General features: G+C 43.8%; 4 protein-coding genes. All 4 read right to left on the reverse strand.

The annotated features are described in order from the left end of the window. Positions 1–225 precede the first annotated feature (225 nt). Positions 226–639 (reverse strand): energy transducer TonB, encoded by a 414-nt coding sequence (locus tag ACFS25_RS27115; RefSeq protein WP_381507577.1) that lies wholly within the window; start codon positions 637–639, stop codon positions 226–228. A gap of 100 nt (positions 640–739) precedes the next feature. Beyond that, the gene (locus ACFS25_RS27120; RefSeq protein ID WP_381507579.1) at positions 740–1,018 is read right to left on the reverse strand and encodes a hypothetical protein; all 279 of its coding nucleotides are present in this window, start codon (positions 1,016–1,018) and stop codon (positions 740–742) included. Between the two features lie 440 nt (positions 1,019–1,458). Next, a complete protein-coding gene (locus ACFS25_RS27125) occupies positions 1,459–1,794 on the reverse strand; it encodes a GNAT family N-acetyltransferase (RefSeq protein WP_381507581.1) in 336 nt (111 codons plus the stop codon). A 257-nt stretch (positions 1,795–2,051) separates the two neighbouring features. Continuing rightward, positions 2,052–2,746 (reverse strand): helix-turn-helix domain-containing protein (locus ACFS25_RS27130; protein WP_381507583.1); only part of this gene is annotated, 695 nt, incomplete at its 5' end.

Consider the following 2,746-nt stretch of genomic DNA (forward strand, 5'->3'; position numbering starts at 1 on the left):
TAACTTGAAGAAGTATCTGCGCTTTACGCCCGTTGAACAGAGCGGAATGGTAATCGCTCTACCAATACCTGACCAGTTTTGTTTTATACTGATCTACTTTTGCAACAGCCACTGGCAATATGTTAATCAAACATCTTGATCCGCTATTTTTTATGAACAAGTCTTTGACTAAGTCAAGAGTCTTATCCGTTTCGTTTATCAAAACGCATAAAAAGCGGCCCTCCTTCACCGAACAGAAAAGTTGATAGGCAAATTATAAAAGCAATCAACGGCTTGGCCATCCACTTTGCCAGGAAGCCAATTCGGCATACTGGCCACCATTCGTATAGCTTCTGCATCGATCTCAGGAGAAATCCCTTTTAAGACCTTTACCTTTTCAATGGCACCCTGTTTATTGATCAGGAATCGAATAAAAACCCGTCCCGCTAAACCGGCTGCCTGGGCTGCTTTAGGATACCGTAGATTGTCACTGATGTACTGACCTAGTCTACTCATCCCACCCGGAAATTCGGGTTGCTGTTGGACAACGGTGTAAATTACATGATCAGGCGTTGAGCTAGAATCGGTTTGAACGGTTTGGGCGTGAAGAGGCAGCCAAAATAGAGTTAGTACTACTGTAATGAGAACGGACGTACGCATATCAGGGGTGGTTTTATAAGGGCAACTTTGTTAACCTGACGATTGCTAAAAGGCTTAATAGAGAATTTCATCAAGCCTTTTAGCAATCGCATTTACGCCATTATCGCATCTCAACCGGCGGGGGGGCTAAGGGTACCTGCACCGGGGCGGGTTTGTAAATAGCTCCCGTTGCAAAATCAACGATGGTGCCCGGCCAGAACAGAATGATATCCGCAATTAGGGCACCCACTCGAACTTGGCGTTGTGGCTGGCCATCGAAGGGTTTCGTTACTTGATAACTGGTTCTTGGTCCACCAAATACGGTCGCACAGCCGCTTAGAACGAGAACGCAGCTACCAATAACTGCCACCTGAGTGAGCAATAATTTGATCTTGAACATAGAGTATGTTTTAGTTTCTACACTAAAGCTAGATATGACTAGAGTTTAATCTATTCTGTTGGTTAAAGAGGTTCTGCCACCCTCTAATTGAAGGCCTGTTGTTAGAGCTCGATTCTTAGAATAGTTTATTAACATAAGATAGAATATGCAACTTGCCTAAGAAAAGTACCATTTTTAACGCAACTAATTTGTCAAAAGGATGGGCAGAGAATCGCCCCTTCTTGGCTATAGAATGACAAATGAGTTAATCTTTTCAAGAAATAGTTGGTAAGCTAGGAAATTTTCGAATGCTCAAATAACCCTCCATTTTGAGACGTGGTATTGTTCAGGTATCGGCTTTTCAAATGACGGTAAAGCACTCAACTTTTGACCATCAAAATTTAAGCTTCATTCCCTCATGCGTGGCTACGTATCCCAAGGATTTGTAAAATTTAATCGCTTCAGGGCGTTGTTTGTCGGTCATGAGTTGGACCATATAACAGCCTTTTTTCTTTCGCTCTCTCGCTGGCATAGTGGAACATTTTCTTGCCTATTCCCTGGCCACGGCAGGAAGATGCCACGCGTACCGCTTCAATCTGGGCGCGCAGACCGCCTTGATGGGTTAGATATTGAATAAAGGTAAGATGATACGTGCCAACGACCTCTCCATTTAGTTCAACAATGGTCAGCTCCTGATTGGCATCAACCCTGATTTTTTCGTAGGCCTGATAATTAGCCTCGCCTAAAACAGATTCAGATTTTTCTCGTAATGCTCCTAAAGGGTCATCCAGTAGCATTTCAGCAATTTTGGGCAGGTCGGCTTTGGTGCTAATCGGTAGGTAAGGTCGGTATTCATGAGCTACTAATTGTGAATCTGCGATAAAGCTATCTGATTTTTTGCTTGGCTCTAATACCTATGTTAAAAAAACTAAATCAACGTCCTTCATCACGAACTAGACTGATTCGTAGTTGTAACTCATTAATAATTATCTCATCAAAACACTCCTATGTGAGACGAAGGAGCCTTCATGTATATGCTGCTCAAATCGGGCATTTACTGAAACGCCCGCCTGAATTCAAGCGGAGACTGGTTGGTTTTATTTTTGAATAACTTGCTGAATGAGGGCAGGTGTTCGAAGCCTAGTTCATAAGCGATTTCGCTTACCGTTAGGTCAGTGGTAGACAGCTTTTGTTTGGCGAGGGTGATGAGTTTTTCCTGAATGTGTTGCTGGGTACTTTGTCCGGTCAGTGTTTTGAGCAGGCCGCTTAAATAATTGGGGGACACGTTCAGTTTTTCGGAAACGTACTGAACCGACGGAGCCCCCTTGAGCACCTGTTCATTTTGGTTAAAATAGTTGTCTAATAAGGCTTCTAATTGCGAAAGCACCCGATGACTACTGATACGTCGCGTAATGAGTTGACGGTTGTAAAACCGATCAGCATAGCGAAGAAGTCCTTCCAGTTGGGCAATAATGATTTGATGAGAGAACTGATCGATATTGCCCTGGATCTCCCGACTAATGTTTTGACTGATTCCATGAATAATTTCCTCTTCTTTTTCCGATAGAAAAAGGGCCTCATGACAAGCATAGCCAAAAAAATCGTGGCGACTGATGTTTTTCGATAAAGGGGTGTTCCACAGAAAATCGGGATGGATCAGCAGCAGCCAACCCGATGGCTCGCCGGTCGTATCTTCGACCGTTTCTACGCGCAGCACTTGCCCGGGAGCCAGAAAGTACATAACGCCTT

It is taken from the genome of Spirosoma flavum, assembly GCF_042686045.1.
GTDB classification, from domain to species: domain Bacteria; phylum Bacteroidota; class Bacteroidia; order Cytophagales; family Spirosomataceae; genus Spirosoma; species Spirosoma flavum.